This window comes from uncultured Roseibium sp. (assembly GCF_947499295.1).
Taxonomy (GTDB): domain Bacteria; phylum Pseudomonadota; class Alphaproteobacteria; order Rhizobiales; family Stappiaceae; genus Roseibium.
This window is the reverse complement of the sequence record NZ_CANMNP010000071.1, coordinates 1-3,225: the sequence shown is the minus strand read 5'-3', so window position 1 is coordinate 3,225 and position 3,225 is coordinate 1. Positions and strand designations below refer to the sequence as shown.

The 3,225-nt window shown below is 58.0% G+C and carries 1 protein-coding gene; it reads left to right on the top strand.

The window, feature by feature from the left end; translation table 11 throughout:
• Positions 1 to 250: 250 nt before the first annotated feature.
• The coding region (gene traA, locus Q0835_RS29550) for a Ti-type conjugative transfer relaxase TraA (protein ID WP_298967007.1) at positions 251 to 3,225 on the top strand (2,975 nt) is incomplete at its 3' end.

The window sequence follows — 3,225 nt, the reverse complement described above, 5'->3', positions numbered from 1 at the left end:
GCAACCTATGAATCACTTTGAAATCAAATCCGGAATCCCAAAACATATACCTGAGTCAATTCGTCCACACGGCCTAGAAACTCTAGGTTTGGACTTGCGCCCAGACGCTTTTCAAGCGTCTGCTCATAGGAGGAAGAGGCATTTTTTGGTGATTTCTTTATGTTCTTTATGCGCACTTATAGGATTGTGATCACAATCCCACTATGCTATCCGTCAAGGACATTAGCAACCATGTAGCGAAGTTTGACGAGTGCTCGTTGAGCTGACGCTCAATGGTAGAACCTCGCAAGTCGTTCGCCTTTCCAGCCACCGTCCTGGGGTCTCACACCGTTCCATGTCGATCTATCACTTCAGCGCTCAGGTGATCTCCAGGAGCCAGGGGCGTTCGGCGGTTGCAGCCGGGGCCTACCGGCACCGCACACAGATGACGTTGTCGAACGATCTGGACCACAAGAAATTCAACTATTCGGACCGGGATGCGGATCTGGTTCATGAGGAACTGGCACTGCCGGATCAGATGCCACAGTGGTTCCGGACACTGATTGATGGGCGGAGCGTTGCCGGTGCGAGCGAGGCGCTTTGGAATGCGGTCGAGGCGCATGAGACGCGGGCAAATGCGCAGCTCGCACGCGAAATCGTGATCGCCTTGCCGAGCGAGCTAAGCCGAGATGAGAACATCAGCCTGATGCAGGGCTATGTGCGTGAAGCCTTCACGTTGCGGGGCATGGTGGCGGATTGGGTCTATCACGACAAGGAAAACAACCCGCATGTCCATGTCATGCTGACGATGGCGCCGTTGACAGAGGCGGGCTTCGGATCGAAGTGGGAAACCGTTTTGGATCAGAACGGCAATCCGGTTCGAGCGGGCGGTCAGGAGAATGGCAAGATCCAATATCGGGCCTGGGCCGGTGACAAGGAAACGCTGAAAGCGTGGCGGGAGCTTTGGGCCGCGCATGCGAACAAGAGCTTGGAGCTTGCCGGGCATGGTGCTCGTATCGATCACCGAAGCTATGAGGCTCAGGGTATTGTGTTGCAGCCGACGACGAAGATTGGCGTTCAGGCACGCAACATTGAGAGGGAGGCCAAGGCCCAGGGGCGTGAAGTCGATCTCGAACGCATTGCGTGGCATGCGGAAAGTTGCCGGGAGAACGTTCGGCGTATCAAACGCCGTCCGGAAATTGTCATTGATGCGGTGACGCGCGAGAAGAGCGTGTTCGATGAACGGGACGTTGCGAAATACCTTCACAGGTATGTCGATGACCCCGATCTTCTCCAGGATCTCCTTGCCCGCGTTCTGAATTCTCCGGATGCGGTAAAGCTCGCGGTCGAAGCGATCAATCCGGACACGGAGAAGCTGGAGCCAGCAAAATACACCAGCCGCGATCTGTTGCGGCTTGAAGCTGAGATGGGCCGCTTTGCCGACAAGATGGTTTCCGCATCTTCCCATGGCGTCAATGCAAAGATCTGCTCCAAGGTGCTGGCAGGGGGCGAGCAGCTTTCGGATGAGCAGCGTGTTGCGATTGAGCGCATCACGGGCGATGAGCGCATGGCGGCTGTCGTCGGCCGGGCTGGTGCCGGTAAGACCACGATGATGAAAGCCGCCCGTCAGGTCTGGGAGTCGAACGGCTATCATGTCGCCGGCGCCGCCCTGGCGGGCAAGGCGGCCGAGGGCCTTGAGAAAGAGGCCGGCATTGCATCTCGCACTTTGGCGTCCTGGCAATTGTCGTGGGCGCGGGGTGAGGGACTTCCGGATAGAAAGACCGTGTTTGTGATTGATGAGGCGGGCATGGTCGATAGCCGGCAGATGAGCGTCTTTGTCGAGACGATCGCGAAGGCCGGAGCCAAGCTTGTTCTCATCGGTGACGCGGAGCAGCTTCAGCCGATTGAGGCCGGTGCCGCGTTCCGGTCCCTGACAGGCCGGACCGGCTATGCAGAACTTGGCACGATTTACCGGCAACGCGAACAGTGGATGCGTGATGCGTCGATGGATCTTGCGAGGGGCGATGTCGCTAAAGCGATCAACACGTATCGCGCCAACGGTCACGTTGTCAGCATGCCGCTCAAGGATCAGGTCATCAAAGGCATGATCGATGACTGGTCGGCCGACTACGATCCCTCGAAGTCGATGCTGATGCTTGCCCATCTTCGAGCTGATGTTTTTGAGCTCAACAAGTTGGCACGTGCCACGCTCATTGAACGCGGTCTGATTGAGGAAGGGCACAAGTTCCGTACCGAGGACGGCGAACGGTTCTTTGCTGCTGGCGATCAAATCGTGTTCCTGAAGAACGACCGAGACCTAAACGTCAAGAACGGCATGATCGGCCGCGTGGTCGAAGCGGGTGAGAGGCGCATTGTTGCAGAGATCGGGGCTGTTGGTGGTAGTGGGGGATCGGATCAAACCCGGCGCGTCGAGGTCAACCAGAAGACCTATCGCAATGTCGATCACGGCTATGCGACGACGATCCACAAATCTCAAGGCGCGACCGTCGACAAGGTCAAGGTTCTGGCAACGCTCTCGCTGGACCGGCATCTGACCTATGTCGCGATGACCAGGCACCGGGAAGACGTGAAGCTCTATCACGGCGCGTTGTCGTTTGCGAAGAATGGCGGCCTGGTCGAGGTTCTTTTCAAGAAAGGAGCCAAGGAAACAACGCTCGACTACGCGAGGTCGGAGCTTTACGCCCAGGCGCTCGCCTACGCCAACAACCGCGGGCTCTATGGCCTCAGGGTCGCCAAGGCCGTGATTCAGAACCAGCGCCGTTGGCTTTCTGAGCAGAAGGCGAGGCTCACGAGCCTCGGGGAACGGCTTGCTGCGTTCGGGGCAAAGTTGAAGACAGGTTCGCTCGGGCTTGTCACGGGCACCAATTCCGCTCAAAGAGGAACACGCGAACAGGCGGCCCCGCTGCAGCCCTGGATCAAAGGCGTTGAGGAATGGGCACTATCCGTCACTGAGACTGTGGAGGCCAAATTGCAGTCGGATGCAACGTTGACAGCCCATTGGGTTGAAATCCAGAACCGCGCCCGTCTCGTTTATGAGCAGCCGGACGAGGCCGTAAAGGCGATGCGGATCGATGACATCGTGAAGTCGAGCGGCGCTGAGCAGGTGTCCGCCCGCGACAAGCTCGCTGAAGATTTGGCGAATGCGCCGGAACAGTTCGGATCGCTACGCGGCAAGACGGGAATGCTTGCGGGCAAATCCGCTCGCGAAGATCGCGAGCAGGCGTT